Genomic DNA, 24,231 nt, shown 5'->3' with positions numbered 1-24,231 from the left:
GCATGCCCCTCATTTGCTTCGCTTCCCCCAAGGGCGGTGTCGGCAAGACCACCCTGGCCGCCAATGTCGCCGATGCCATGCGCCGGCAGGGGCGGCGCGTCCTTGTCATGGATTTCGACCCGCAGAATACGTTGCGGCTGCATTTTGGCGTGCCGCTGAGCGACACCTCGGGCTTCATGACCGAATTGCCCAAGCGCCCGGATTGGCGGGAATTGGTGCGACAGACCTCATCGGGCGTGATGTTGCTGCCGCATGGTTCCATTGACATCCGCGGCGCACTCGGCCTGGCGCATGCGCTGGAGCGCGACCCTGAGCTGCTGGCGGCGCCGCTGCGCGGCATCCTGGCCGACCCGAACCTCCTGGTGATTGCGGATACCCCGCCGGGTGCGTCGCATTCGCTCAATATCCTGGCACCCATGTCGGCCATGGTCTGCGCCGTGCTGCTGGCCGATGCGACCAGCGCCGCGCTGGTGCCCGATATCGACAATGGCCGCTTCCTCGGCGCGGGCACCATGGCGGCGCTCTTCGCCGGGCGGCTGCGTGTGGTGCTGAACGGCGTCGACCCCAATACGCGCCTCTCCCGCGCGGCGGCCGAAACGGTGGCCCGGCATCTCGGGCCACGCCTGCTCGGGGCGATCTGTCGCGAGGAAATCGTGGCCGAGGCGCTCGCCGCGCAGCGCCTGGTGCTGGATATCGCACCAAACAGCCAGGCGGCCGAGGATCTGCGCGAAATCGCTCGGGGGATCGAGGCTGCGTTGCCCTCCGTGCCCGAGCCGTTCAACACCGGCTGGGGCGCCCGATGACAGAAATTGCTGCCCGCAAGGAGCGCCTCGCGCGCCTCCCCTTCATGCGCAACAAGTGGTTCGGCTTGTTCCTGACCTTGCTGGGGGCATCTCTCTCGCTCACCATCATCACCGTTCCGCTGGCCGCCGAGCAGCAGGTGGTCTTCGCGCTGGGCTGCCTGGCCCTGTTCCTGGTGTTCAACCGGTTGCAGGGGCGGACGATCACGCTGCTGCTGATCCTGCTCTCCCTCCTCGTCTCGCTGCGCTATATCTTCTGGCGCCTGAGCGAGACGCTGGATTTCAGCAGCTTCCTGCAGACCTTCCTCGGCGTCGGCCTTCTGCTGGCCGAGGGCTACGCCATCATCGCGCTCGTTCTCGCCTATTTCCAGACGCTGTGGCCGCTGGACCGCAAGCCGGCCCCGCTGCCCGCCAACCCGGATGAATGGCCGGCGGTGGACGTCTTCATCCCGAGCTACAATGAACCGCTCGACGTCGTGCGGCCGACGGTCTTTGCCGCCCTGGCGCTGGACTGGCCCTCGGACAAGCTGAACGTCTACCTGCTCGATGACGGCCGGCGCGAGGATTTCCGTCGCTTCGCCGAGGAGGTCGGCTGCCACTACATCATCCGGCCGGACAACAAGGGCGCCAAGGCGGGCAATATCAATCACGCGCTGGCGCAGACCAGCTCCGAATACATCGTGATTTTCGACTGCGACCACGTGGCCACGCGCGGCTTCCTGCAGCTCAGCCTGGGCTGGATGCTGCGCGACCAGGGCCTCGCCATGGTTCAGACGCCGCATTACTTCTACTCCCCCGATCCTTTCGAGCGGAACCTGGCCGCCGGCCAGCGTGTGCCGAATGAGGGGCTGCTCTTCTACGGGCTGATCCAGCAGGGCAATGACTTCTGGGGCGCCACCTTCTTCTGTGGCTCCTGTGCGGTGATCCGGCGCACGGCGCTGGAATCCGTGGGCGGCGTGCCGACCGAGACGGTGACGGAAGATTGCCACTGCTCGCTGCGCATGCAGAAGAAGGGCTGGCGCACCGCCTATCTGCGGGTGCCCCTGGCCGCCGGCCTCGCGACCGAGCGCCTCATGCTGCATATCGGCCAGCGGATGCGCTGGGGGCGTGGCATGATTCAGATCATGCGCATTGAAAACCCCTTGTTTTCGAAGGGTCTGAATATCGCGCAGCGGCTTTGCTACTTCAACGCGATGTTCCACTTCCTGTTTCCGCTGCCCCGCTTCGTGTTCCTGACCGCGCCTCTGGCCTTCCTGATCTTCGGTGAGAGCATCATCGCCGCCTCGCCACTGGCCATCGTGGCCTATGCGGGGCCGCATATCGTGCTGTCGGTCACCACCGCGTCGCGCATCCAGAAGACGGTGCGGCATTCCTTCTGGTCGGAAATCTACGAGACGGTGCTCACCGTCTATCTGCTCCCGGTCACGCTCTCGACGCTGCTGGACCCGAAGCGTGGCCGCTTCAACGTGACCGACAAGGGCGGCACGCTGCAGGAGGGCTATTTCGACCTTCGCGCCGTGGGCCCGAACATGTTCCTGGCCGCCGCCCTGCTGCTGGGCCTGTTGCTGGGCATCTACGGCCTGGCCGCCAATGCGCCACAGACCCTGGAGTTCCAGGCCTTCGCGCTCAACGTCATCTGGGCGACCTTCTGTCTCATCGCCGTGCTGGCGGGCCTCGCCGTGGGCCGGGAGCGGCGTCAGGTGCGTTCGCGCGCCCGCGTCTCGGCCGAGGTGGAGGCCGCCGTCCTGCTGGCCGATGGCCGGCGCATCGAGGGCATCTCCGAGGATCTTTCGCTGGGTGGTGCCGCGCTGCGCATCCCCGCCCCCGAAAGCTGGGGCGATGACAACCTCGTCATGGTCGAACTTGATGCCGGTTCACAGCGCGTGACGGTGCCTGCCGAGGTGTTGCGTTGGCAGGGAGATCGTCTCAATTTGCGCTTCCTGCCGCAGGACATGCAGGACGAGGGAAGTATTGTGATTGCTACCCTCTGCCGGGCCGATGCCTGGGTGGATTGGGACAGTATCCGCGTGGACCGTCCGCTGCGCTCGTTGAAGGAAGTGCTTGTGTCCATTGGTGGTCTTTTCGCAGGCGGCTCGCAGTTCAGTTTCCGGAAGCGGACACCGATGGGGCGTTCGATCCAGGTTCCCGACACCATGCCCGATCTCGAACCGGCCCGTGCCGGCGAGACGCCGGCGCAGCAGGCGGCCAAGCGTGCCGGCATCGTGCGTCCCTCCGTGCCGGCGGCCGTGGCCCTGGCGCTGCTGCTGACACCCGCGGCAGCCTGGAGCCAGTCACGCGGCACGGCGCCCTTGCCGCCGACACTCTCGCCGCCGCCCGCGCTCTCGGCGCCGCCATCCGCGCAGCCGGCGCTTTCGCCCTTCTCGCCGCCGCCCGCGCTCTCGCCGCCGCCGAGCCTCTCGCCTGCCCCGGCCCTGCCGCCCATCCTGGGCAGCGCGCCCATGGCACCTGCCCCCGGTGACACGACCGGCAGTCTCGCCGGCAATCCGCTGCTGCAAACGCAGGGCCAGGATGCGCCGGGCACCCGCACCGAGACGCGCACGCTGCGCCAGCTGGGCCTGCGCGGCCCGATGCAGATGCGCGGCGTGTCCGACCTTCAGGGCCTGCTCTTTGGTGTGCGCGGTGATGAGGTCGTCACCTCGGCGCGGCTGACCTTGCAGGGCGCAACCTCCCCCGCGCTGATCCCGGAACTCAGCCAGATCGCCTTCACGCTGAACGAGCAGTTCATCGGCACGGTGCAGCCGGACCGCACGCGCCCGGCTTTCGGGCCGCTGGAATTCCCGATCAACCCGTTCTTCTTCGCGGATGTGAACCGGTTGAATTTCCGCTTCACCGGCCGCTACGCCATCGAGTGCAACGACCCGCTCTCCGGCCTGCTCTGGAGCACCATCTCCGACAATTCGACGGTGTCGCTCCGCCTCGAACGCCTGCCCATCACGCGGGACCTCGCCCGCCTGCCGGAGCCTTTCTTTGACCCGCGCCTGCTGCGCGAGCCGCTGGTGCTGCCCTTCATCATGCCGGATGTGCCGAGCAATGACGCGCTGCGGGCGGCGGCCATCGTCTCTTCCTGGTTCGCGGTGCAGGCGGATTACCGGGGTTCGACCTTCCCGGTCGGCAATCTGATTCCGCCGCGTGGCAATGCCGTCGTGATCTCGGCCGGAATCGACAGCATCCCCGGGCTGATCATGCCCCGGCTCGAAGGCCCGACGCTGGCCATCCTGCCCAATCCGAATGACCCCTTGGGCCTGTTGCTCGTCATCGCCGGGCGCAATGGCCAGGAAGCGGTGGCCGCCGCCACGGCACTGGGCGTGGGGCGTGAGGCGCTGAGCGGCGAATTGGCGACCATCCAGGCGCAGGACATCCCGCCCCGCCAGGCCTATGACGCGCCCCGTTGGGTGCGGGTGGACCGTCCGCTGCGCTTCGGCGAGATCATGGACCCGTCGGAACTCCAGGCCTTCGGCTATGTCCCCGGCCCGATCGCCGTGCCCTTCCGCACCGCGCCCGATCTCTACACCGCCCGCGACCGCTCGCTTTCGGCGCTGGTGCGCTTCCGCGCGCCGCCGGGGCCGATCATGGATGTCGCCGTCTCGCGCGTGGATATTGCGCTGAACGATATCTACCTGCGCTCCGCGCCGCTGCGCCAGGCCGAGCTGACCTGGCCCTTCAGCTGGATCCAGCGGCAGATCTCATCGAGTGAAACCGAAGAGGTGCAGATCGGCCTGCCGAGCTACATGCTGTTCGGCCAGAACGAACTGCAACTGCGCTTCGACATGCGCCCGCTGCATCGCGGCGATTGCATCGCGGTGCCGGGCGATATCCGCGCCTCGGTGGACCCGGACAGCACGATTGACCTGACCGGCGCGCATCGTTTCACCACCCTGCCGAATCTGGCTTTCTTCACCTCCTCGGGCTTTCCCTTCACCAAATTCGCCGATCTCTCGCAGACGGCGGTGGTGCTGCCCGAGCGGCCGTCTCAGGCGGAGCTGGAATCCTTCCTCACGGTGCTCGGCCGCGTCGCGGCGCTGGTGGGCTATCCGCCGGTGAACCTCCAGGTCGTGCGGCCGGATGCCCTGCAAAGCGTGGCCGACAAGGACCTCCTGGTGATCGGCACGTTGGGCCGCCAGCCGGCGCTGCAGACCCTGCTGACCCAGGGCCCGCTGCAGCTGGAAGGCAACCGCCTCACCGTGCGCCTGAACGACGTGTTCGGCGATTTCCGCAACTTGTTCGGTGGTGAGCGGCGCGGCGAGCTGGAGCGTGTCTCGGCGCTGCTGGCAGCACCAGGCGAGTCGCTTGGCGCCTTGATCGGCTTTGAAAGCCCGCTGCGTTCCGGCCGTTCGGTGGTGGCGCTGACCGGATCGAGCCCGGCCGGCATGGAGGCGATGGTGACCGCGCTGCGGGACCCCGAGCAGGTGCCGCGCGTACAGGGCGATACCGCCATCCTGAGCGGCGGCCGCGTCCAGGCCTTCCGGGTGAATTCCACCTATCAGGTCGGCAGCCTGCCGCCCTGGCTCTGGCCGGAATTCTACATGAAGGACAATCCCTATGTCCTGCTGGGCATCCTGCTGGTGGTGTTGCTGCTGATCCCGGCGCCGATTTATTGGGTGCTGCGCCGCCGCGCCGCGCAACGCCTGCGGGAGCGCTCGGTTTGAGGCGAAGTGCGATGGAAATGGGTATTGTGCGTGATGTGCTGGGTGAAACTGCCATGAATCATCATCGTCCTCATGTCGTGACGCGCCGTGCTGCCCTGGCGGTGCCGTTCCTGGCCGGGATGGCGGCGCCTGCCGCCGCCCAGCAGCCGACCCTGGTCGAAATCGGCACCAATGGCTGGCTCTTTCCCGTCTGGGACCGTGTCAGCCGCGTGGACATGGCCGCGCTGCGGGCTTCCATCCGGACCGTGACCGAGGCGATCACGGTGCTGCGCAATGCCCGCATCGAGGTCGCGATCTGCCTGATCCCCTCCAAGAAGCGGCTGATGCGCCAATTCCTGCCAGCCGGCACGCAGATCCTGCCCGAGGCGGCGCAGCGCTACAGCCTGACCATCGCCGAGGCGGCGCGCGCAGGTGCGGTCGCCCCGGACCTGGATGCGACGTTTCGCGCGCAATTGCAGCGTGAGCCCGGCCGCAACCTGTTCTTCAAGACGGATACCCATTGGACGCCCATGGGCGCCGAATTGGCGGGTGTTGAGATGGCGCGGCAGATGCGCGCGCAGATGCAGCTGCCGCCCAGCCCGCGCCCCGGCACCCGCCTCGGAGATCTGCGCCCCATGGTGCTGGCCGCCGGCGATCTGACGCAGCATATCGCGCCGGCCCAGCGTGCCTCCTACCCGCCGGAGGAATCGCTGATCCGGCAGATTCTCCCGCCCGAGGGGGCGGCGGCGCTGATCGAGGATGACAGCTACGATACGGTGGTGGTCGGCACCAGCAACATGCAGCCGCGCTTCGGCTTCCAGCCGGTGCTGTCGAACCAGCTGGTCCGGCCCGTCGGCCTGTTCTGGCGGCCGAATAATGTGGGCACCTATGCGGTGCTGCTGGAATATCTTCGCAGTGACGCCTTCAAGCGGCAGCGGCCGCGCGCTCTGGTCTGGAACCATCTGGAGCAGGACATGATGAACGCCACCAACAACAACTCCTGGGGAAGCTACGCCATGCCGCCGGCCGAATTCATCACCCAGCTCCGCCGGGCCGTCGCGTGATGCGCGGCCTTCTTGCAGGATTGATCCTGGCCGGCCAGGTCTTCGCGGGGGCCGCCGCCTGGGCACAGGGCCAGGTCTATGACCCGGTGCCGCCGCGCGGTTCGGCCTATGTGCGGCTGGTGAACGCCCTGCCGGGCGAGGTGACGGCCCGGCCCGATTTCCTGCCCCAGCAAAGGCTGGGCGTGGCGCCGGCGCAGCGCGTCATGGCCTTCACGACGGTCGAGAACGTGGCCAATCGCCAGCTCCGCCTGGAATTCCAGGAGGGCACGCGCCGCGGCCAGGCGACGTTGCGGGTGGAGCCCGGCAGCTTCGTGACCGTGCTGCTGCACGCCGCCGCCAATGGCAGCCTGCTGGCGACGCCGGTGGTGGACGCGCCGGATTTCAATCGCGCCCGCGCCCGGCTCGCCTTCTACAACACGATGGCGGATTGCCCGGCCGCGACGCTCTCCATCCATCCCGCCGGCCCCGCCGTCTTCGAGGGCGTTCCCAGCCTCGCGACGCGGGCACGCAGCGTGAACCCGGTCGCCGCCGAAATTCGCGCCCAGTGCGGGGACCGCGCCAGCGCTCCCTTCGCCCTGGAGGGGCTTGAGGCGGGCGGCATGTACAGCATCTGGATGATCAGCGGCGCGCCGGCGCCCACGGCCTTCCTCACCCGTGATACGACCGCAGTCTGGCGGCCATGATGGATATGTTCGGATGTTGACGGCGAAGCAGCGGATCAGACGCCACAGGCGGCCGCAGGACGGCGCAACGGTGGCCCTTGCCCTCATGCTGGGCGGGCTGCCCGCCGCTGCCCAGCAGCCGCCGGTTCTCTCGCCGCCGCCGCCGCTCTCTCCGCCACCTTCGCTGTCTTCGCCGCCGGTTCTCTCGCCGGCGCCCGTGCTTTCGCCCGCTCCTGCGCTTTCGCCGGCCCCCGCTCTTTCGCCGGCTCCGGCCCTTTCGCCGAGCCCTGCGCTCAGCCCCGCGAGCGCGCCGTCTTCCGGCTTGCCGCCCGCCCTTGCCCCGGCGCCCTCGATGGAGCCGCGCGCGGCCGGTGCGGGGGCTGATGCCCGCATCTCCGGCGGCGCCGCCACGGCGAATCTGCTGGAGCAGGCCGCCTTCTGGCAGCAGCAGGGCCAGCCGGAACGCGCCCTGACCACCCTCGATCGCCTCCTCGTGGTCGAGCCCAACAACATCGAAGCCCTGGCCAGCGCGGTGGAAGTCGCCTCGGTGAGCAACCAGCCCGAGGCTGCGCAGCGCTATCTGAACCGCTTGCGCCGCCTGGCGCCGAACGACCCCAGGCTCGCCCGCGGCGACGAATTGCTGCGCCTGATGAACGACAATTCGGAGGTGCTCAGCGCAGCCCGGCGCTTGTCGGGCAGCGGCCGCGCCGAGGAAGGCCTCGCGCGCTACCGCCAGCTGTTCCGCAACGGCGCCGTGCCCTTGGCACTGGCGCCTGAGTACTATCAGGTCCTCGCGGGTTCCTCGGAAGCGGGTTATCGCGAAGCGGTGCAGCAGCTTGGCCGGTTGGTCGCGGCCTCGCCGAGCGAGGCGAGTCTTGCGCTGACCTATGGCCAGATCCTGACCTACCGGGAGGAAACCCGCTCCGAGGGCGTGGACCGGCTGCAGCAATTGTTCAACCGCCGCGGCTCACGGGAACCCGCCCGGCTGGCCTGGCGCCAGGCGCTGCTCTGGCTGGGTGACGAGCCGGAGACGGCGGCGCGCATCCGCGCCTATCTGGCCGTGAACCCGAGCGACCCGGAGCTGGAAGCCAAGCTCCGCTCCTCGCAGGTGAGCATTTCGCCCGGCGCTTCGGCGCGCATCTTCGGCTGGGACGCCATCGAGGCGCGGCGCTACGGCGACGCCGAGCGCCAGTTCAACGAAGCGCTCTCGGTGGACCCCAATGATACCGAGGCCGTGATCGGCCTCGCGGTGCTGCGCCGCAGCCAGAACCGCATGGCCGAGGCCGGGCAATTGCTGGCGCGCGCCAATGCGCTCTCCCCCGACCGGGCCGAGGAATTCACCCGTGCCTTGGGGGATCTGACCCCCTGGGCCACGGGCGGCGCCGGTGGGCGCGGTGGCGGTGGTGGCGGCTTCCAGGGCCCCAGCGTGCTGGCCTGGCGCGCGCTGGAGCGCGGCGACATTGACCGTGCCGATTCACTGGCGCGGCGCGGCCTCAGCGCGCGCGGCCAGGAGCGGATCGATAGCGAGCTGATCCTCGGCCAGATCGCCATCCTGCGGCGGGATTTCGTGGCCGCCGAGATGCGCTTCCGCAACGCCCTCACGCTGCGTCCGCGCCAGCGGGATGCGCTGAACGGGCTGTATCTGGCGCTGATCGGCCAGGAACGCATCGCCGAAGCCGAGGCCTTCCAGCGCGAGATGGGCCTGCCGCCCAATCGTGACGCGCTGGCCGCGCGCGCCTTCACCCTGCGGGACCGCGCGGCGCTGAGCAACAATCCCGAGCAGTCCCTGGCCCTGCTGCGGCAGGCCATGGCGCTCGCGCCCGGCAATCCCTGGATCATGATTGACGCGATCCGCAAGCTGCGCAGCCTCGGCCAGGATCAGGAAGCGCGGGAACTCCAGGCGCGGCTCGAACAGGATACCAGCGCCGACGGCTCGACCGCAGCGGCCCTGGCGGCCCTGGATGAGGAGCGTTTCGGCGCCGTGGTGGCCCTGCTGGAGCGCGTGCCCGTGCGCGTCCGCAACGCCGATACCAATCGCCTGCTGACGGCCAGCCGGCGCGAGTTCGAAATCCGCCAGATTGAGCTGCAGGTGCGTGAGGGCCGCCCCGGCGCGGCCGATGCGCTGCTGGCCGGCGCTGGCCGGCGCGACCCCTCCTTCACGGTGGGGCCGGCCACGGTGCGGGCCTTTGGCCGGTTGAATGATCCGCTGCGGGCCGGCATGGCCGCCCGCGCCGCCCTGGCCGCCAACCCCAATACCAGCGCCGCCGACCGGATCGCGCTGGCATCGGCGCTGCTGGACGCCAATCGGCTGGAGGATGCGACGGCCCTTGCCACGCCGCTGCTGGCCGATCGCAACCTGCCGGCGGAAACCCGCCGCGAATTGGCGGCCGTCATGGAAGGCGGCGCCGTGCAGCAGGCCGATGCGCTGGCGCTGCGCCGCGCGCCGGAACAGGGCTACCAGGTCCTCGCCCCGGCGCTGGCTGCGGCCCCGAACAGCGTGCCGCTGAACATGGCGCTGGTGCGCCTCTACGTCGCCACCAACCGCACGGCCGAGGCGCGGCAATTGGTGGATGCCGTGCTGGAGCGCGATCCGCGCAACCTCGCGGCCCGGCTGGCCAAGGTGGATCTGGCCCTGGCCGAGAACCGCCCGCGTGAGGCGGATGCGCTGATCACCGAGACCGCCTTCCTCTACCCCGGCGAAATCCAGGTGACCTTGGCCGAGGCGCGCGTCGCCCGGGCCCGCAGCGATTTCGTGCGCAGCCTGCGCCTGGTGGAATCGGCCGGTGCCCGCCGCCTGGAGCATCTGCGCGCCAGCGGCCAGCTGGCCGAAGCCAGCCTGACGCAGCAAGCCCTGAACCCGACGCGCGGCGGGCCGGGCCCGCCGCAGCTGCATGATCCACTGACGGCGCAGATCGCCCAGGAGCTGATCCGCGCGCGCGATGAAGCCGCGACCTGGCTGCAGACCGGCGCCTATATCGGCTACCGCAGCGGCGATGCCGGGCTGTCGCGGCTGACCAACATCACCGCCCCCACCGAAGTCAGCACGCCGATGCGCGGCGGCGTGGGCGGGCGCGTTGTCGTGGGGCTGGATGCGGTGTCCCTCAATACGGGCAATATGAGTTCCAACAGCCAGGTGGGCCGCCTCTTTGCCCAGAACGCGCTGACCACGCCGGATAATTACCGCCAGCCGCGCGAATCCATCGAGGGCCTGGCGCTGCGCGCCGCCTATCTGCGCCCCAATATGCGCGCCGATATCGGAACGACCCCGCTGGGCTTCGCCCGCACCAATGTGGTGGGCGGCGCCGAGGTGGTGCCCCGCATCAACGAACAGCTGCGCATGCGCCTGACGATGGAGCGGCGGGCCGTGACGGACAGCCTGCTCTCCTATGCCGGGCAGCGTGATTCGGCCGTGACGTCGCGCTGGGGCGGCGTGATCCGGACGGGCGGGCGCTTCCAGCTGGAATGGGCGCCGTCGGATCGCTTTGGCACCTATGCGGGCGCGGGCTACAACACCTATCGCGGTGACAATGTCCTTGCGAATAACCGCGTGGATGCCGGCATCGGCGCCTATTACGCCGTCATGCGCCAGCAGAACCAGCAGCTGACCATGGGCGTGGACCTGCGGTATTTCGGCTTCGACAAGAATCTGAGCGGCTTCACCTTTGGCCAGGGCGGCTATTTCAGCCCGCAGCAAAACATCGTCGCCTCGCTCCAGGCGGAATACATCGCGCGGTGGGGGGATTGGTCGCTGCGGACGGTGGGTGCGGTCGGCTACCAGAACTACCGGACATCCTCCTCGCCGCTCTTCCCGACGAATTCTGCCCTGCAGTCGCAGCTGGTGGCCTCCACCAATGGCGATCCGGGGATCTCCACCACCAATCCGGCCACGCGCAGCAGCGGCATCACAGGGTCGATCTTCGGCAATCTGGAATATGCGGTGACGCCGAATATTCGCCTTGGCGTCGCTGGCCGGTGGGAGAGGGTCGGGGATTACGAGGATACGGTCGGCCTCTTCTACCTCCGCTGGCGCCTGGATCGCCCGCGTGAGGATCTGCTGCCGCTCTATGCCGGCGCCGCCGCACCGACGCTCAACGTGAATGACCCGATGCAGTCGAGCTTCGGGGCCGGGCGGCCGGAATGGGTTGGCCTGCCCTCCGGCGCCTCGCGCCCGACCTGGTGAGATGATCCGGCGCGCGCGGCAGCTTCGCGTCGCCGGGGCATGCCGCGAGGCCGCACGCACGGGCCGCACAGCTGCCTTATGCGGGCCTTGGGAATCGGTGAAGATGCACGACGATCACGGCGCGCCGGACCGAGCAGCGGCAAGCCCTTGCGCAGCGGACCGAGCCTAGCCATGCGGCGATTTCTGCTGGCGTTGCTACTTCTGGCCTTCGCCGCGGCACCCGCGCTTGCCGCCTGCCCGAGCCCGCCGCCCGGCCGCCCCCTCCCGCGGGAGGCGACGCCGGATGCACCGAACTGGGCCGAATGGCGCGGCCTGGTGGACCGCCTGACGGCGCGGCTGCGCAGCACGGATGTCTCCCGCACGCAGATCGTCTTCATCGGCGACTCCATCACGCAGGACTGGCAGCCCAACCTGTTTGAGCAATTCTACGGGCATCGCGGGGCGCTGAATCTTGGCATTTCCGGGGATACGACGCAGGGGATGCTGTGGCGGCTGGAGAATGGCCATTGGCCGGCCCGGCTGCAGCCCGCCGCGATCGTGCTGCTGATCGGCACCAACAATATCGGGCTGGGCAACCGCCCGGAGGATGTGGCGGTCGGCATCGGGCAGATCGTCGCGCGGCTGCAACGCCTCGCGCCCCAGGCCAGGATCGTGCTGGTGGGCATCCTGCCACGCGGCATCTACGCGACGGATCCGATCCGCCAGCCCATCGCCCGGGTGAACCAGATGATCGCCGCCTGCGGTGACAACCAGCGTGTGCTGTACAGCGAGCCCGGGCAATTGATGCTGGATGGGCAGGGCGTGTTTCACAGCTGGCTCGCGCGGGATTGGCTGCATCCGACACTGGTGGGGTATGCCATCCTCTCCACCGCCATCGAGGGGCATTTGCGGCTGGCCCTGCAGCGGTAGGGCTGCCCAGACCAGCCGTATGGGCCGCCGCCGGGCCCGGAGCCTCATGCGTTCAGACGGTTGAAGCCATTCGGGAAACCAGAGGTTGGCGCTGGCCCAGGGCGCCCTTGCGAAGGGACCGGGCTTCAGCGGGCCGGCGCATCGCCAGGTGATGGCGGGCCCGGCTGGAGCCAGCGGTCCAGCTCCCGCCAATCGGGCAGGGTCGCGTCACTGACCCGCCCGCCGCGCAGCACCACGCGGTCCGATTGCGGGCGGGAGAGCAGCTCCGTCATGTGGCGCGCGGAAAACAGCACCAGATCGGCCGGGGCGCCGACGCTGAGTCGGCCCGCCGCCAGCCCCATGGCGGCGGCGGGCTCGGCCGTCACGGCGCGCGGCCAGGCGCCGAAGGGGTGATCGAGATGGAGGATGCGCGTGGCTTCGCGATACACCTCCAGCATGTCGAGATCGCCATAGGCGTGGAAGCCGTCCCGCGTGTTGTCCGAGGCGAAGGAGACGGGGATGCCTGCCGCGCGCATCTCCTGCACCAGGGTGACGCCGCGCCAGCGCGGCGTGCGGCCCGGCACGCGGTCCTGCAGATACATGTTGCACATGGGCAGGACCACGACGCGCATCCTGGCCTCGGCCATCAGGGCCAGGGTTTCGCGCTGATGCGCCTCGGGCTGGAGGGTGAGGACGCAGCAATGCCCCACCTGAATCTGGCCGCGGAAGCGCCGGCGCAGCGCCGTGGCGGCGATTTCGCGCAGGGCGCGCGCGCCCGTCTCGCCGCTTTCATCCACATGCAGGTCGAGGTCGAGGCCGCGCGCTTCGGCCAGGGCGAAGACATGGTCCAGCATGGGCTGGAAATCGGCGGGCAGGGGGGCGGCGAAATCCCCACCGAGGCGCGTGACCATGCCGAGCACGCCGCCTGATCGGGCCACCAGATCGGCCAGCGCCGCGCCCTCCTCGCCAACGAGACACTCCATCGGCGCGATGGAGCAGAGTTGCAGCGTGATGCGCCCGGCCCAGGCCTCCCGCAGGCGGGCAAATAGCGGCCAGCTCATCCGCGCGAGCGGCACTTCGCTGTCCAGATGGGTGCGGATGGCGGTGGTGCCGTGGGCGAAGGCGGAGCGCAGGGCGAAATCGGCGCGGGCTTCCATCTCGGCTTCGGCCCAATGGGCTGTGCTGTCGGCCATGACGGAGCTGACGGCGCCGGCGAAATCGCCATTGGGGTTGGGCGCGCGCTGCCAGATATGCCCCTTGTCCAGGTGGGTGTGGGCATCCACGAAGGCGGGCCAGGCCTGACCGCCCTCGAGGCTGGGCGCTTCGGGCGGTGCGGTGCCGAGGGGTGCCAGGCCAGCGATGCGCCCGTCCTCGACCTTCAGGTCAAATCGTGTGAGCCCCTCATGGTCCACCGGCCCCTGCGGCGCATCGAGCAGGCAGGCGGCCCCGCGCGCATCACGCAGCCAAAAGCTCGCCCCCTCCGGCCGCGGAATCAAAGCGGATTGCAAAGGACGTGTCCTTTGCCGGGGTCCAAGGGGCGGCGCCCCTTGCGCGATTGCTTGTCCAAGGGGCGGAGTCCCTTACTTGCTCTCCTCATGCCACCTCCGCAGCAGCAGATGCGAGATGAGCGACAGCGCCAGAAAGATGAGAATCCCAAACCCCGAAACCAGCAACAGTGCGGCAAACATGCGCGGAATTTGCAGCTGATACCCCGTCTCCAGGATGCGCGAGGCAAGCCCCGAGGAGGAGCCGCCCGTGCCCGCCACGAATTCCGCGACGATGGCGCCGATCAGCGAAAGCCCGCCCGAGATGCGGAGCCCCGCGAGGAAATAGGGCAGCGCCGTCGGCAGTTGCAGCCGCGTCAGCACCTGCCAGCGGCTGGCGCGATACAGCCGAAACAGGTCCCGCAGATTGGGGTCCACGCTGTTCAGCCCGGTGGTGGTGTTGGAGAGGATGGGGAAGAAGGCGACGATCCAGGCGCAGATCAGCAGCGCCAGCCAGAGATTATCCGCCCAGATGATGATCAGCGGCGCGATGGCGACGATGGGCGTCACCTGCAGGATCACCGCATAGGGGTAGAGCGACATCTCGATCACGCGCGATTGCGCGAAGAGGATGGCCAGCGCCAAGCCCAGGGTGGCCGCGACGAAGAGCGCCGCGAAGGTGATCTGCGCCGTGATGACCAGCGAGGGCAGCAGCGAGGTCCAGTCCCGCACCAGGGTCTGCGCAATGAGCCAGGGGCCTGGCAGCACATAGGGCGGGATGCCGCGGGCCTGCACCAGCCATTCCCAGCCCAGCAGGAACAGCACGCCCACCAGGCTGGGGGCGGCGATGCGCAGCGCCTGGTTCATGCGGCCATGGCGGCGGTGAGCGCGTGGGAGACGGCGCGGCAATGCGCGGCATAGATGTCGGAAGTTCGGAATTCCGGCGTGACGCGGTCCTCGGGCGGAATGCGTAATTCCTCGGTGATGCGGCCCGGGCGCGGCGACATGACGATAATACGCTCGGCGAGGAACACGCTCTCGAAGGTGGAGTGGGTGACGAAAATCGCCGTGAAGCGCTCATCCTGCCAGAGGCGTAGAAGGTCTTCGTTCAAGCGGTGGCGCGTGATTTCATCGAGGGCGGCGAAGGGCTCATCCATCAGCAGCAGGCGTGGCCTGGTCACCAGGGCGCGGGCGATGGAGACGCGCATCTTCATGCCGCCCGAGAGCATGCGCGGATAGGCGGCTTCGAAGCCGGTGAGGTCCACGCGGGCCAGGGATTCGCGGGCGCGGCGCTCGGCTTCGGCGCGCGGGATGCCGGCGAGTTCCAGCGGCAAGGCCACATTGCGCAAGGCGCTGGCCCAGGGCATCAGCGTGGGCTCCTGGAACACGAAGCCGAGTTGGCCCGTCACATCGGCCTGCCAGGCGAGGCGCCCGGCGCTGGGCTCGATCAGCCCCGCGATCATCCGCAGCAAGGTGGATTTGCCGCAGCCTGACGGGCCGAGGAGAGCCAGGAAATCGCCCTGCGCGATGTCGAGGTGGAGATCCTCGACCGCCGTCACACCGGATGGGAACCGCTTGCCGACGCCATCCAATCGCAACAGGGAAGCGCCTTGGGCCGCGCGGTTCATGCCAGATCCTGATGGGGGCGGCTGTTTGGAGTGAAGCGGCCTCCGGCGGCTGGGGCCGCGGGCCCCAGACCCCTTTCGTTGGTCAAACTCATGAAATGCAGAGAGAAAACAGATGGGGTCTGGGGCCCGCGGCCCCAGCCGCCGGAGGCCCTTCTGCCCGATTGTCACCAGCCCCGCGCCAGTGATCCTCCCGAACACCGCGGATCACGCCCTGGCTCCCCCCGGACGGGGTCAGAGTCCCACCCGCTTGTTCACGAAGCGCAGGTCATAGCCACGCTTGAATTCCAGCCCGGCCGGGTAGATCCCGGCATCGCGCATGGCGTTGTAGAAGCGCTCCCACCGCGCATCGGTCATCGCACCGACGCCCATGGTGTTGGCATCGCCCGAGATGACGATCCCCTGCTCGTTCATCACGCGGATGGCATAGGCGATGCGCTCCTCATTCATCTCGGGATTGTCGCGGATGATGAGGCGGTTGGCGGCGGCGATGTCCTGGCCGCGCATGTATTGCGTCCAGCCCTCGGCGCTCGCGTTGATGAAGCGCTGCACCACATCGGGGCGGGCTTCCATCTGGCTGCGCATGATGTCCACCGTGGTCTGGTAATTCTCATAGCCGGCATCGGCGATGAGGAAGACCTTGGGGCGCGCGCCGGCCTGGATGGCGGATAACGGCTCGGAGGAGAGAAACCCCTGCTGGATGGCCATGCGGTCCACCAGCCAGGGCTGGATGTTGAAGGTGTAGGGGCGCACCTGCTCATCCGTGAAGCCGAAGCGCGCCTTGAGGAAAGGCCAATAGGTGACCCGCCCGCCGGAGCCGACCAGGATGGGCTTGCCGCGCATATCCTCGAAGCTGTTGATGCCATTGCCCTCATGCGTCATCAGGACCTGCGGGTCCTTTTGCATCATGGCGGCGATGGTCAGGGCCGGTACGCTCTCACGTACATAGGTCAGCGCCTGGAAGCCGTTGGACATGATCATGTCCACACGGCCGGCCACCATCAGCCGCACGGGGTCGAGGTTGGGGCCGCCCTGGCGGAGGTCCACCTCCAGCCCGGCGCGGCGATACAGCCCGGCGGCGACGGCCTGGTAGTAGCCGCCATGCTCGGCCTGGGCGCGCCAGTTTGTGTGGAAGGAGACGCGGTCCAGGCTCTGCGGGACCGCGATGCGCGCGCCGGGCACGGCGGCCAGCGCAAAGGCGGCGCCACCGCCCAGCAGGGCGCGGCGTTGGATGCGGTAACGGGTGCGCATGGCGATCTCCTTCTGGCTGCCGCGATTATGTGATGGGTGCAGGGGAAATCGCCAGAGAGACTTGCCGGAATTGCATCTGGCGTGCCGGACCGCGAGGCCCCAGCCTCGGCCGATGACGGGAAACATGATCTTCGCCGGGGTGGCGGGACTGGCGCTGGGGCTGCATCTGGCCGCGCTGGGATGGCGGCGGGCCATGCCCGGGCTGAATGCCACCTGCGCCGCGCTCATCCTGGGCCATCTGGCGTCCCGCCTGCCGCATATCCTGGCCCCGCCAGCCGATGCCCTGCTGCTGGGCGTGATGGGCTTCGAGGCCATGGTGATCCTGGCCGCCTTCCTGGCCCTGCGGGGCCTGGCCTGGGCGCGGCGGCTCTCCTGGCTGGGGTTTGGGCTGCATGCGCTGGCCAGCCTGGCCGGGCTGGTGGTGGCGCTGGGCTTCAGGCTGGACCGGCTGTTCTGACCGGCGCCACGGGGCTGCGCCGCGCCGGGCGCCGATGCGCAGCCCTGGTGTGTGGGCCATCATCCCTGCCCCGGCCAGCATCGGGACGGCTCAAGGGACCGGGCGAAGGCGCGGCCGGGCCCCGCGCCCCCTCAGGCCCGCGGCGTCTCGCGCAGCATGTTGATGATGCCCGAGAAATCGCTCGCGGCCCCACCTTCCGCCGCGAAGCGCTCATACAGCGCCAGCGCCGCCGCGCCGAGCGGCGTGGCAGCCCCCGCCGCCTCGGCCGCCTGTTGCGAGAGGCCGAGATCCTTCAGCATCAGCGCCGTCGCGAAGCCTGGCTTGTAGCCCCGATTGGCCGGGCTGCCCGGCACCGGCCCGGGCACCGGGCAATAGGTCGTGACGGACCAGCACTGGCCGGAGGATTTGCTCGCCACCTCGAACAGCGCCTCGTGACTGAGGCCGAGCTTCTCGGCCAGGGTGAAGGCCTCGCTCGTGCCGATCATCGAGATCGCCAGCAGCATGTTGTTGCAGAGCTTGGCCGCCTGGCCGGCACCCGCCGCGCCGCAATGGACGATGGTGCGGCCCATCTGCTCCAGCATGGGCCTGGCCTTGGCGAAGCTGGCCGCATCACCGCCCACCATGAAGGTGAGCGTCCCCGCCTCCGCCCCCATGGTCCCGCCGGAGACGGGCGCATCCAGCATGGGGCGGCCCTCCGCGACCGCGCGGGCGGTCTGCACATCAATGGTGGAGCAATCCACCAGCACGGCATGCGCCTCGGCCGCTGGCGCCATTTCCGCCCAGGCGGCGCGGACATGGGCGGCGGCGGGCAGCATGGTGATGACCAGATCAGCGCCGCGCGCGGCGTCGGCGGCGGATTGCGCGCGGTGGATGCCGCCTTCGGCCGCCGCATCCATGGCGGCCGCGCTGAGATCATAGCCGCGCACCTCATGGCCGGCGCGGGCCAGGTTGCGCGCCATGGGCAGGCCCATATTGCCGAGACCGACGAAACCGATGCGTGCCATGACCATCTCCTCCTGTTTCGCAGAAGCTAGCAGGCTGCTGGAAAACCCTACAGATCACATCGAGGGGCCAGCCCCTGAGCACCCCGACAGGGTGAAAACCTGCGTGGTTTTCACAGTTTCCTGCACCTGTATTGAAATACTGATTTCAAATGACAATCGAAGATCCAAGAAACTGAGTTTCTTGGTGGGAGAGCGCGAGAGGGCAAAGCCCTCTCGCTTCCTGGCCCTTTTTCAGCAGCCTGCCAGAGCCATATGGCCGCGGGCGAAATCGCCCAGGGCCCGGTCACGCGCAGCCGCCAGCCAGATCGGCCCGCGCGCCGAAGGGCTGCGCCCGGGTGCCGGCTTCACCCCGCGGCGCACCGCGTCAGCCCGGCACCACCCCGCCGCCCCGCCGCTGCGTGACGAAATGCCCGGCGGTGCTGCGCGGGGCATCCGGCTGCTGCACGAAGCCCACGGCGCGATAGATCGCGTGCAGCTGGTCGCGTTCGGCGATGTGCAGCGTATAGCCGCGCCGGTTGCTGTTGAATTTCAGATGCGGATTGCCGGCCATGATCTCCGGCGCGGTCGCCTGAACCTCGCTGCCATCGCCCTCGCTGGTGATGGAGGTGCCGACGAATTCCGCGAGGCCGCCCACCTCATTGGCCCAGGCGCGATGGACGTCTCCGGTCAGGATCACCCCGCCCCCCGCGCGGCCTTCGCCAAACATGTCCAGCACGCGTTGGCGCGCGGCGGGATAGCCATCCCAGCTGTCCATGCTGAGGGTGCCGCGCGGAAAGCGGCGAGGTGCGAAGAAGACCTGCTGCGCCAGCACCTGCCAGCTGGCCTCCGCGCTGCGCAGCCCCTCGCGCAGCCAGGCTTCCTGCACGTGGCCCAGCATCTGCGCATCCGCCCGCGCCACGGCGGCGCAGGGCGTGACCACGCCATCGCCGCAGGGCTGGTCGTCGCGGAAGCGGCGCGTGTCCAGCACGCGCAGATCAAGCCGCCGGCCGAAGCGCAGATGCCGGTATGCGATGATCTCCGTGCCGCGTGGCCGGGCGGAGGGGCGCACCGGCATATGCTCATACCAGGCCTGGAAGGCGGCGGCGGCACGCAGGGCGAAGACCTCGGGCGGGGTCGCCATCGGGAAGCGCGTGCCGCCATCCCGCTGGCTGACCAGGCCGGCCCAGTTGTTCTCCACCTCATGATCATCATAGCTGACGATGAAGGGGTGGGCCGCATGGGCGGCGGCCAGGTCGGGGTCGGTGCGGTATTGCGCGTAGCGGGCGCGGTAATCCTCCAGCGTCAGCGTCTCGGCGCCGTGATGCGTGCGGATGATGGGCCCCCAGCCACGGTCCCCCGGTTGGCGGCCGGCATATTCGTAGATGGCATCGCCATAGTGGAAGACGAAATCCACCTCCTCCTCGGCCGCATGCCGCCAGGCGGTGAAGTAGCCGTGCTCGTAATGCTGGCAGCCGGCATTGATGAAGCGGATATCTGTATCCGTGCCCGGCGCCGGCGCGGTGCGGGTGCGGCCGATGGGGCTGGCATGCGCGCCCAGGCGAAACCGGTAGAAATACGTCCGCGCGGGATCAAGGCCGGTCAGCACCAGATGGACCGAATGCGCCTCCTCCGGCCGGGCCACCACTTCGCCCGATTGCAGCAGCCGCGCCATCCGCGCATCGGCCGCCACTTCCCAGCGCAGGGTGACGGGCAGCGGCGCCATGCCGCCGCCTTCCTGCAACGGCGCGGGGGCGAGGCGCGTCCAGAGCACGACGCTCTCCGGCCATGGATCGCCCGAGGCCACGCCCAGCGTGAAGGGATTGCCGGGCGCCTGGGCGCGCGCGCGTGGCGGCGCGGCGAAGGCCAGGGCGGCCAGCCCCGCCGCACCGCGCAGCAAGCCGCGCCGCGCCAGGCCGAGGATGTGGCGGTTGGCGCTATCCATGGGCCCTATCCCTCCGTCAGTACATCGCGCACCACCGAGCGGAATTCCCTCCGGTGCAACTCCCGCAGCACCATGAGCGAGGCCAGGATCAGCGCCAGCGGGTGCACGATCCAGGCCAGCGCCGCCAGGCCGAAGTAATAGGCGCGCAGGCCCGTGTTGAAATGCCGCGCCGCACGATTGGCCACCTTGGCCGCCATCTCGGCCTGGGGCGTGAAATCCGCACCCATGCCGATGCCGCCCACGACGATGGAGCAATAGTTGAACTGGCGCAGCGCCCAGGTCAGCTCGAAGAAGGCGCGCACGAAGATGAAGACCAGCAGCGCCACCCGCAACTCCCACGCGATGTCACTGGCCGGCGCTTCGGCGAAGGGCAGGGCCGAGAGCACGCGCCGCCCGAGATCAGGCGAGCCGAGCAGGGCCACCAGCCCCGCCAGGATGAAGATGGAGGTATTGGCCAGGAAGCCCGTGCTGTTCATCAGATTGCCGATGATCGCCGTATCGCTGATGCGATTTTCGCGGTTCAGCAGCGCGATCATCCAGCGCCGGCGATGCTCATCCATCGCCGCGATGACCGAGCGGGACTGGATGGAGGGCACGCGGTCCACCACCGCCGTGTAGCCGGCCCAGCAGGCCAGGAAGATGGCCAGTGCGACGACATCCAGCGTGGAGAACAGCCCGGCGATCATCCGCCGGCGAGCTTCTTTTCCACGAAATCCAGCCGGTCCTGGCCCCAGAAGATCTCGCCCTCGATCACGAAGGAGGGGGCGCCGAACACGCCGCGCGCCAGTGCGGCCTCGCTATCCGCCTGGCGCATGGCGGCCCATTGCGGGTCAGCGCCCAGCGCCAGCAGCGCCACGCCATCCTGCCCGCATTCAGCGGCGAGGGCGGCGAAATCCGCCACCGGATCACGATCCTCGGCCCAGAGTGCCGTCATGATGCGGTGCGCCAGGCGAATGGCCGGCGCGTCGCCAACCGTCTCGCGCAGCGCGATCACGGCCTGGGCCAGTGTCGCTTCCGGGAAGGGAAAATGCCTGGGTTCCAGCGTGAGCGGCATGCCCGTCGCCGCCCGCCAGCGGCGCAGCTCCATCATCCGGTAGGCCTGGCGCTGTGGCGAGCGCTTGGGCAGCGGCAAGCCACCGGATGCCGGGAAGATCAGCCCGAAATCCACCGGCCAGAGCTTCAGCGTGGCGCCATGCGCGGCGCACATCGCCTCGATCCGCGTGGAGCCCAGATAGGTCCAGGGCGAATTCAGCGAGCCATAGTAATCCACATGCATCGGGCGGTTCCTTCACCGGAAGGGGGAAACGAAAAAGGGGAGGGGCCTCGCGGCGCCCTCCCCTGTCACCTTGGACCAGGATGCCTGGTTCAGACCATGGCCTTCTTCAGGTTCTCATCCAGTGCGGCGAGGAAGGCCTGGGTCGAGAGATAGGGCTGGTCCTTGCCGATCAGCACCGCGAGATCCTTCGTCATCTGCCCGCCCTCGACGGTCGCGACGCAAACCTTCTCCAGCGTCTCGGCGAAGGCGGTCACATCCGGCGTGCCGTCGAACTTGCCGCGATAGGCGAGGCCGCGCGTCCAGGCGAAGATGCTGGCGATCGGGTTGGTGCTGGTCTCGCGGCCCTTCTGGTGCTCGCGGTAATGGCGCGTGACGGTGCCGTGCGCCGCTTCGGATTCCACCGTGTTGCCATCGGGGGAGAGCAGCACGGAGGTCATCAGCCCGAGCGAGCCGAAGCCCTGCGCCACGATATCCGACTGCACGTCGCCATCGTAGTTCTTGCAGGCCCAGACATAGCCGCCTTCCCACTTGAGGGCGGAGGCCACCATGTCATCAATCAGGCGGTCCTCATAGGTCAGGCCGGCGGCTTCGAAGCGGCTCTTGAACTCGGTGTCATAGACGTGGCGGAAGATGTCCTTGAAGGAGCCGTCATAGGCCTTCAGGATCGTGTTCTTGTGGCTGAAATACACTGAGTAGCCGCGGGCCAGGCCGTAATTCAGGCTGGCGCGGGCAAAGCCCTCGATCGAGGCGTTGAGGTTGTGCATCCCCATCGCCACACCGCCGCTGGCCGGGAAGTCGAAACCGCCCATCTCGACCGGCGCGCTGCCATCGGCGGGAGTGTAGGTCATGCTGACGCGGCCCGCACCGGGGATCTTGGCCTCGACCGAACGATAGATGTCGCCGAAGGCATGGCGGCCGACGACGATGGGCTTGGACCAATGCGGCACCAGGCGCGGCACGTTCTGGCAGATGATCGGCTCGCGGAAGATCGTGCCGTCCAGGATGTTGCGGATCGTCCCGTTCGGGCTGCGCCACATCTTCTTCAGGCCGAATTCGGCGACGCGCGCTTCATCCGGCGTGATGGTCGCGCATTTCACGGCGACGCCATACTGCTTGGTGGCGTTGGCCGCATCCACCGTCACCTGGTCATCCGTCTGGTCGCGGTATTCGATGCCGAGGTCGTAATACTTCAGGTCCACATCGAGGTAGGGCAGGATCAGGCGGTCCTTGATGAACCCCCAGATGATGCGCGTCATCTCATCCCCGTCCATCTCGACGACGGGGTTTTTCACCTTGATCTTTGCCATGTCCTCAATACCCTCTGCGCCGCCCCTTGATGCCATGCGGCGCGGACGGTCTGACGTGATGTTGCGATGCGATACGCACAATCGCACCCGGGCCGGCCCCGGACAAGCCCGCGCCCCGATCTTCGCGGCAAACCGGCCGATCGGCGCAAAGCGGGCCGCGGCAAGATGGAGCTTGCGGCACCCTTCGCGTGGCTGTTTATTGCCATGAAACGTTCTCGGGGTTTCTCAGCCATGGCCATGCCGGGCCGCGCGCTGTTCCAGTCCTTGCTGCACCGCTCCTCCATCGCCTTCATGGTCCTCGTCACGACCCTGCTGGTCGCGAGCTGGGTGCTGATCGAGGATGGCACGCATGGGCTGCGCCAGGCGGCCCTGACGACGGCCACCCAGGCTTCCGCGCGCGCCGCCCTGGCCGTGAAGGATGAGCTGCAGCTGGTGGAGGGGCGGCTGCTGGCCGCCCAGCGCGAGGCGCGGGCCCTGCCGGGCGTCGCCATCGCCGCCCTGCCGCCCGATGTGACCGCGACGCTGAGCGGTGCCGAGCCCGGACAGCTTCGCTTCTGGCCGCTGCCCCGCACCACGACCGGCCCGCGTGAGGTGCTGGCCTTCCTCGTTCCGCCGCAGCCGGGCGCGCCGACCCCCATGCTGCGCATCCCGGTCGCGCTGCTGGAAGCGCTGCTGGCGCCGCCAGCGGGGGCCGCGCTGCGCCTGGTCACCGGCCTCGGCACGGAACTGGCCGCCAGCGGCACGCCGGGCGATGTGCATGCCAGCCTTTGGGTGCGTGAGGGCGCGCTGCGGGTGGATGGCAGCGCCTCGCCCGAGGCCATGTCCTGGGCGGTCTGGCTGATCCCGCTGTTCGGACTGGGCACGCTGGGCTTCATCTTTCGCAAGCATCTGGAGCGGACCGACCGCGTGGAGCTCAAGCTCACCGCGCTGCGCGGCAGCCTCGCGCGGCATGCGGCGCAGCTCAGCGTGAACGAGGCCCGCATGCGCCTCTCCCAGACGGAGCGCGTGGCGGCCGAGCGGCGTGAGGCCGCGCTGATCGAGGCCTGGCCCAATCCGGTGGCGCTGGTGGACCCGGAGGGCAAGCTCTTTGCCTGGAACGAAGCCTTCGCCGCCCTCCTCCCGCCCGAGACGCTGCGGCGGGACCTGCCGCTGGGCATGCTGACGCGGCACCTCGATGTGCGTTCCGCCAAGAACGACAATGGCCGGCGCGGCCCTGGCAATCGCCCGCGCATCCGCGCCATCACCATGGCCGATGGCAGCCGGCTCTTTGAAGCCCAGGCCGATCTCCCGGCGCCGGGGCTGGCGGAGGCGCGCAACCTCTGCCGGGAGGAAATGCTGGCCCTCGCCCCGCAATTGCGCAGCGGTGTGCGCGCGGGGGATGGGGGGGCCACGCGGCTGATGGCGCATGCCCTGCGTGGCCTTGCCGCCAATTTCGGCCTTTCGGCGCTGGTGCCCGCGCTGGAGCAGGTGGAGCGCGCTGCCCAGGCGGAGGATTCGCCCGGGATGGAGGCGGCGCTGGCCGGTTTCGAGCGGGAATTCGCGATTGCGCTGCGGCAGCTCGGCAGCGAGGCCGCTTGACCCACCGCGCCGATGGCGGAAGCTTCGCTGACGCAGAGGAAAGCGGCGCATGATCGCACGGGAGCGGGCGGGCCGGGTCACCACCAGG

17 protein-coding genes are annotated in these 24,231 nt (G+C 69.0%); 8 read left to right on the top strand and 9 right to left on the bottom strand.

All coding sequences use genetic code 11. From position 1 onward, the window contains the following. Nucleotides 1-2: 2 nt before the first annotated feature. The 6 genes from LHU95_RS22565 to LHU95_RS22540 all read left to right on the top strand — a co-directional run bounded on the left by LHU95_RS22565 (nt 3) and on the right by LHU95_RS22540 (nt 12,261). Nucleotides 3-803 (top strand): cellulose synthase operon protein YhjQ/BcsQ, encoded by an 801-nt coding sequence (locus tag LHU95_RS22565; protein WP_248709202.1) that lies wholly within the window; start codon nt 3-5, stop codon nt 801-803. Then, nucleotides 800-5,467, top strand: a complete 4,668-nt coding sequence (gene bcsA / locus LHU95_RS22560) for a UDP-forming cellulose synthase catalytic subunit (RefSeq protein ID WP_248709201.1) — start codon at nt 800-802, stop codon at nt 5,465-5,467. Before LHU95_RS22565 ends, bcsA begins: the two co-directional genes overlap by 4 nt. A gap of 53 nt (nt 5,468-5,520) precedes the next feature. Continuing rightward, complete coding sequence (locus tag LHU95_RS22555) at nt 5,521-6,510, top strand: hypothetical protein (RefSeq protein ID WP_248709200.1); 990 nt, start codon at nt 5,521-5,523, stop codon at nt 6,508-6,510. Then, nucleotides 6,510-7,193: an alginate O-acetyltransferase AlgF gene (locus LHU95_RS22550; protein WP_248709199.1), complete on the top strand. Its 684-nt coding sequence runs from the start codon at nt 6,510-6,512 to the stop codon at nt 7,191-7,193. Before LHU95_RS22555 ends, LHU95_RS22550 begins: the two co-directional genes overlap by 1 nt. 331 nt (nt 7,194-7,524) lie before the next feature. Beyond that, the gene (locus tag LHU95_RS22545; RefSeq protein WP_248709198.1) at nt 7,525-11,352 is read left to right on the top strand and encodes a cellulose biosynthesis protein BcsC; all 3,828 of its coding nucleotides are present in this window, start codon (nt 7,525-7,527) and stop codon (nt 11,350-11,352) included. A gap of 171 nt (nt 11,353-11,523) precedes the next feature. Further along, nucleotides 11,524-12,261 (top strand): GDSL-type esterase/lipase family protein, encoded by a 738-nt coding sequence (locus tag LHU95_RS22540; RefSeq protein WP_248709197.1) that lies wholly within the window; start codon nt 11,524-11,526, stop codon nt 12,259-12,261. 125 nt (nt 12,262-12,386) lie between these two features. Here the strand turns inward: LHU95_RS22540 and LHU95_RS22535 are convergent, their stop codons facing one another. From LHU95_RS22535 to LHU95_RS22520, 4 genes are all read right to left on the bottom strand, one after another. Continuing rightward, complete coding sequence (locus tag LHU95_RS22535; RefSeq protein ID WP_248709196.1) at nt 12,387-13,748, bottom strand: cytosine deaminase; 1,362 nt, start codon at nt 13,746-13,748, stop codon at nt 12,387-12,389. Between the two features lie 72 nt (nt 13,749-13,820). After that, nucleotides 13,821-14,591, bottom strand: a complete 771-nt coding sequence (locus LHU95_RS22530) for an ABC transporter permease (RefSeq protein ID WP_248709195.1) — start codon at nt 14,589-14,591, stop codon at nt 13,821-13,823. Continuing rightward, entirely contained in the window at nt 14,588-15,352 is a 765-nt protein-coding gene (locus LHU95_RS22525; RefSeq protein WP_248709194.1) for an ABC transporter ATP-binding protein, read from the bottom strand. Before LHU95_RS22525 ends, LHU95_RS22530 begins: the two co-directional genes overlap by 4 nt. A gap of 231 nt (nt 15,353-15,583) precedes the next feature. Next, a complete protein-coding gene (locus tag LHU95_RS22520; protein WP_248709193.1) occupies nt 15,584-16,600 on the bottom strand; it encodes an ABC transporter substrate-binding protein in 1,017 nt (338 codons plus the stop codon). Nucleotides 16,601-16,724: 124 nt separating this feature from the next. Here LHU95_RS22520 and LHU95_RS22515 point away from each other — a divergent pair, with 124 nt between their 5' ends. Then, nucleotides 16,725-17,057, top strand: a complete 333-nt coding sequence (locus tag LHU95_RS22515) for a hypothetical protein (protein WP_248709192.1) — start codon at nt 16,725-16,727, stop codon at nt 17,055-17,057. Between the two features lie 131 nt (nt 17,058-17,188). On the opposite strand, the gene mmsB is transcribed toward LHU95_RS22515, so the two are convergent. The 5 genes from mmsB to LHU95_RS22490 form a co-directional block, all read right to left on the bottom strand. Further along, entirely contained in the window at nt 17,189-18,061 is an 873-nt protein-coding gene (gene mmsB, locus LHU95_RS22510; protein ID WP_248709191.1) for a 3-hydroxyisobutyrate dehydrogenase, read from the bottom strand. Nucleotides 18,062-18,425: 364 nt separating this feature from the next. Next, a complete protein-coding gene (locus tag LHU95_RS22505; protein WP_248709190.1) occupies nt 18,426-19,982 on the bottom strand; it encodes an alkaline phosphatase D family protein in 1,557 nt (518 codons plus the stop codon). 5 nt (nt 19,983-19,987) lie between these two features. Continuing rightward, nucleotides 19,988-20,668: a DUF599 domain-containing protein gene (locus LHU95_RS22500; protein ID WP_248709189.1), complete on the bottom strand. Its 681-nt coding sequence runs from the start codon at nt 20,666-20,668 to the stop codon at nt 19,988-19,990. Then, the gene (locus LHU95_RS22495) at nt 20,665-21,258 is read right to left on the bottom strand and encodes a 2-hydroxychromene-2-carboxylate isomerase (RefSeq protein ID WP_248709188.1); all 594 of its coding nucleotides are present in this window, start codon (nt 21,256-21,258) and stop codon (nt 20,665-20,667) included. Before LHU95_RS22495 ends, LHU95_RS22500 begins: the two co-directional genes overlap by 4 nt. 89 nt (nt 21,259-21,347) lie before the next feature. Beyond that, complete coding sequence (locus LHU95_RS22490) at nt 21,348-22,565, bottom strand: NADP-dependent isocitrate dehydrogenase (protein WP_248709187.1); 1,218 nt, start codon at nt 22,563-22,565, stop codon at nt 21,348-21,350. Between the two features lie 231 nt (nt 22,566-22,796). On the opposite strand from LHU95_RS22490, the gene LHU95_RS22485 reads away from it, so the two are divergent. Beyond that, nucleotides 22,797-24,143 (top strand): Hpt domain-containing protein, encoded by a 1,347-nt coding sequence (locus LHU95_RS22485; protein WP_248709186.1) that lies wholly within the window; start codon nt 22,797-22,799, stop codon nt 24,141-24,143. Nucleotides 24,144-24,231: the final 88 nt, after the last annotated feature.

Source organism: Sediminicoccus sp. KRV36, from assembly GCF_023243115.1.
Taxonomy (GTDB): domain Bacteria; phylum Pseudomonadota; class Alphaproteobacteria; order Acetobacterales; family Acetobacteraceae; genus Roseococcus.
This window is presented reverse-complemented; position numbering and strand designations above follow the sequence as displayed.

What these genes read in the sequence shown, in the direction of transcription:
- LHU95_RS22505 (WP_248709190.1), bottom strand. Translation starts at nt 19,982, where the DNA reads ATGGATAGCGCCAACCGCCACATCCTCGGCCTGGCGCGGCGCGGCTTG.
- LHU95_RS22495 (WP_248709188.1), bottom strand. Translation starts at nt 21,258, where the DNA reads ATGCATGTGGATTACTATGGCTCGCTGAATTCGCCCTGGACCTATCTG.
- LHU95_RS22515 (WP_248709192.1), top strand. Translation starts at nt 16,725, where the DNA reads ATGATCTTCGCCGGGGTGGCGGGACTGGCGCTGGGGCTGCATCTGGCC.
- LHU95_RS22485 (WP_248709186.1), top strand. Translation starts at nt 22,797, where the DNA reads ATGGCCATGCCGGGCCGCGCGCTGTTCCAGTCCTTGCTGCACCGCTCC.
- LHU95_RS22500 (WP_248709189.1), bottom strand. Translation starts at nt 20,668, where the DNA reads ATGATCGCCGGGCTGTTCTCCACGCTGGATGTCGTCGCACTGGCCATC.
- LHU95_RS22545 (WP_248709198.1), top strand. Translation starts at nt 7,525, where the DNA reads ATGGAGCCGCGCGCGGCCGGTGCGGGGGCTGATGCCCGCATCTCCGGC.
- LHU95_RS22555 (WP_248709200.1), top strand. Translation starts at nt 5,521, where the DNA reads ATGAATCATCATCGTCCTCATGTCGTGACGCGCCGTGCTGCCCTGGCG.
- mmsB (WP_248709191.1), bottom strand. Translation starts at nt 18,061, where the DNA reads ATGGCACGCATCGGTTTCGTCGGTCTCGGCAATATGGGCCTGCCCATG.
- LHU95_RS22565 (WP_248709202.1), top strand. Translation starts at nt 3, where the DNA reads ATGCCCCTCATTTGCTTCGCTTCCCCCAAGGGCGGTGTCGGCAAGACC.
- LHU95_RS22540 (WP_248709197.1), top strand. Translation starts at nt 11,524, where the DNA reads ATGCGGCGATTTCTGCTGGCGTTGCTACTTCTGGCCTTCGCCGCGGCA.
- LHU95_RS22490 (WP_248709187.1), bottom strand. Translation starts at nt 22,565, where the DNA reads ATGGCAAAGATCAAGGTGAAAAACCCCGTCGTCGAGATGGACGGGGAT.
- LHU95_RS22525 (WP_248709194.1), bottom strand. Translation starts at nt 15,352, where the DNA reads ATGAACCGCGCGGCCCAAGGCGCTTCCCTGTTGCGATTGGATGGCGTC.
- bcsA (WP_248709201.1), top strand. Translation starts at nt 800, where the DNA reads ATGACAGAAATTGCTGCCCGCAAGGAGCGCCTCGCGCGCCTCCCCTTC.
- LHU95_RS22550 (WP_248709199.1), top strand. Translation starts at nt 6,510, where the DNA reads ATGCGCGGCCTTCTTGCAGGATTGATCCTGGCCGGCCAGGTCTTCGCG.
- LHU95_RS22530 (WP_248709195.1), bottom strand. Translation starts at nt 14,591, where the DNA reads ATGAACCAGGCGCTGCGCATCGCCGCCCCCAGCCTGGTGGGCGTGCTG.
- LHU95_RS22520 (WP_248709193.1), bottom strand. Translation starts at nt 16,600, where the DNA reads ATGCGCACCCGTTACCGCATCCAACGCCGCGCCCTGCTGGGCGGTGGC.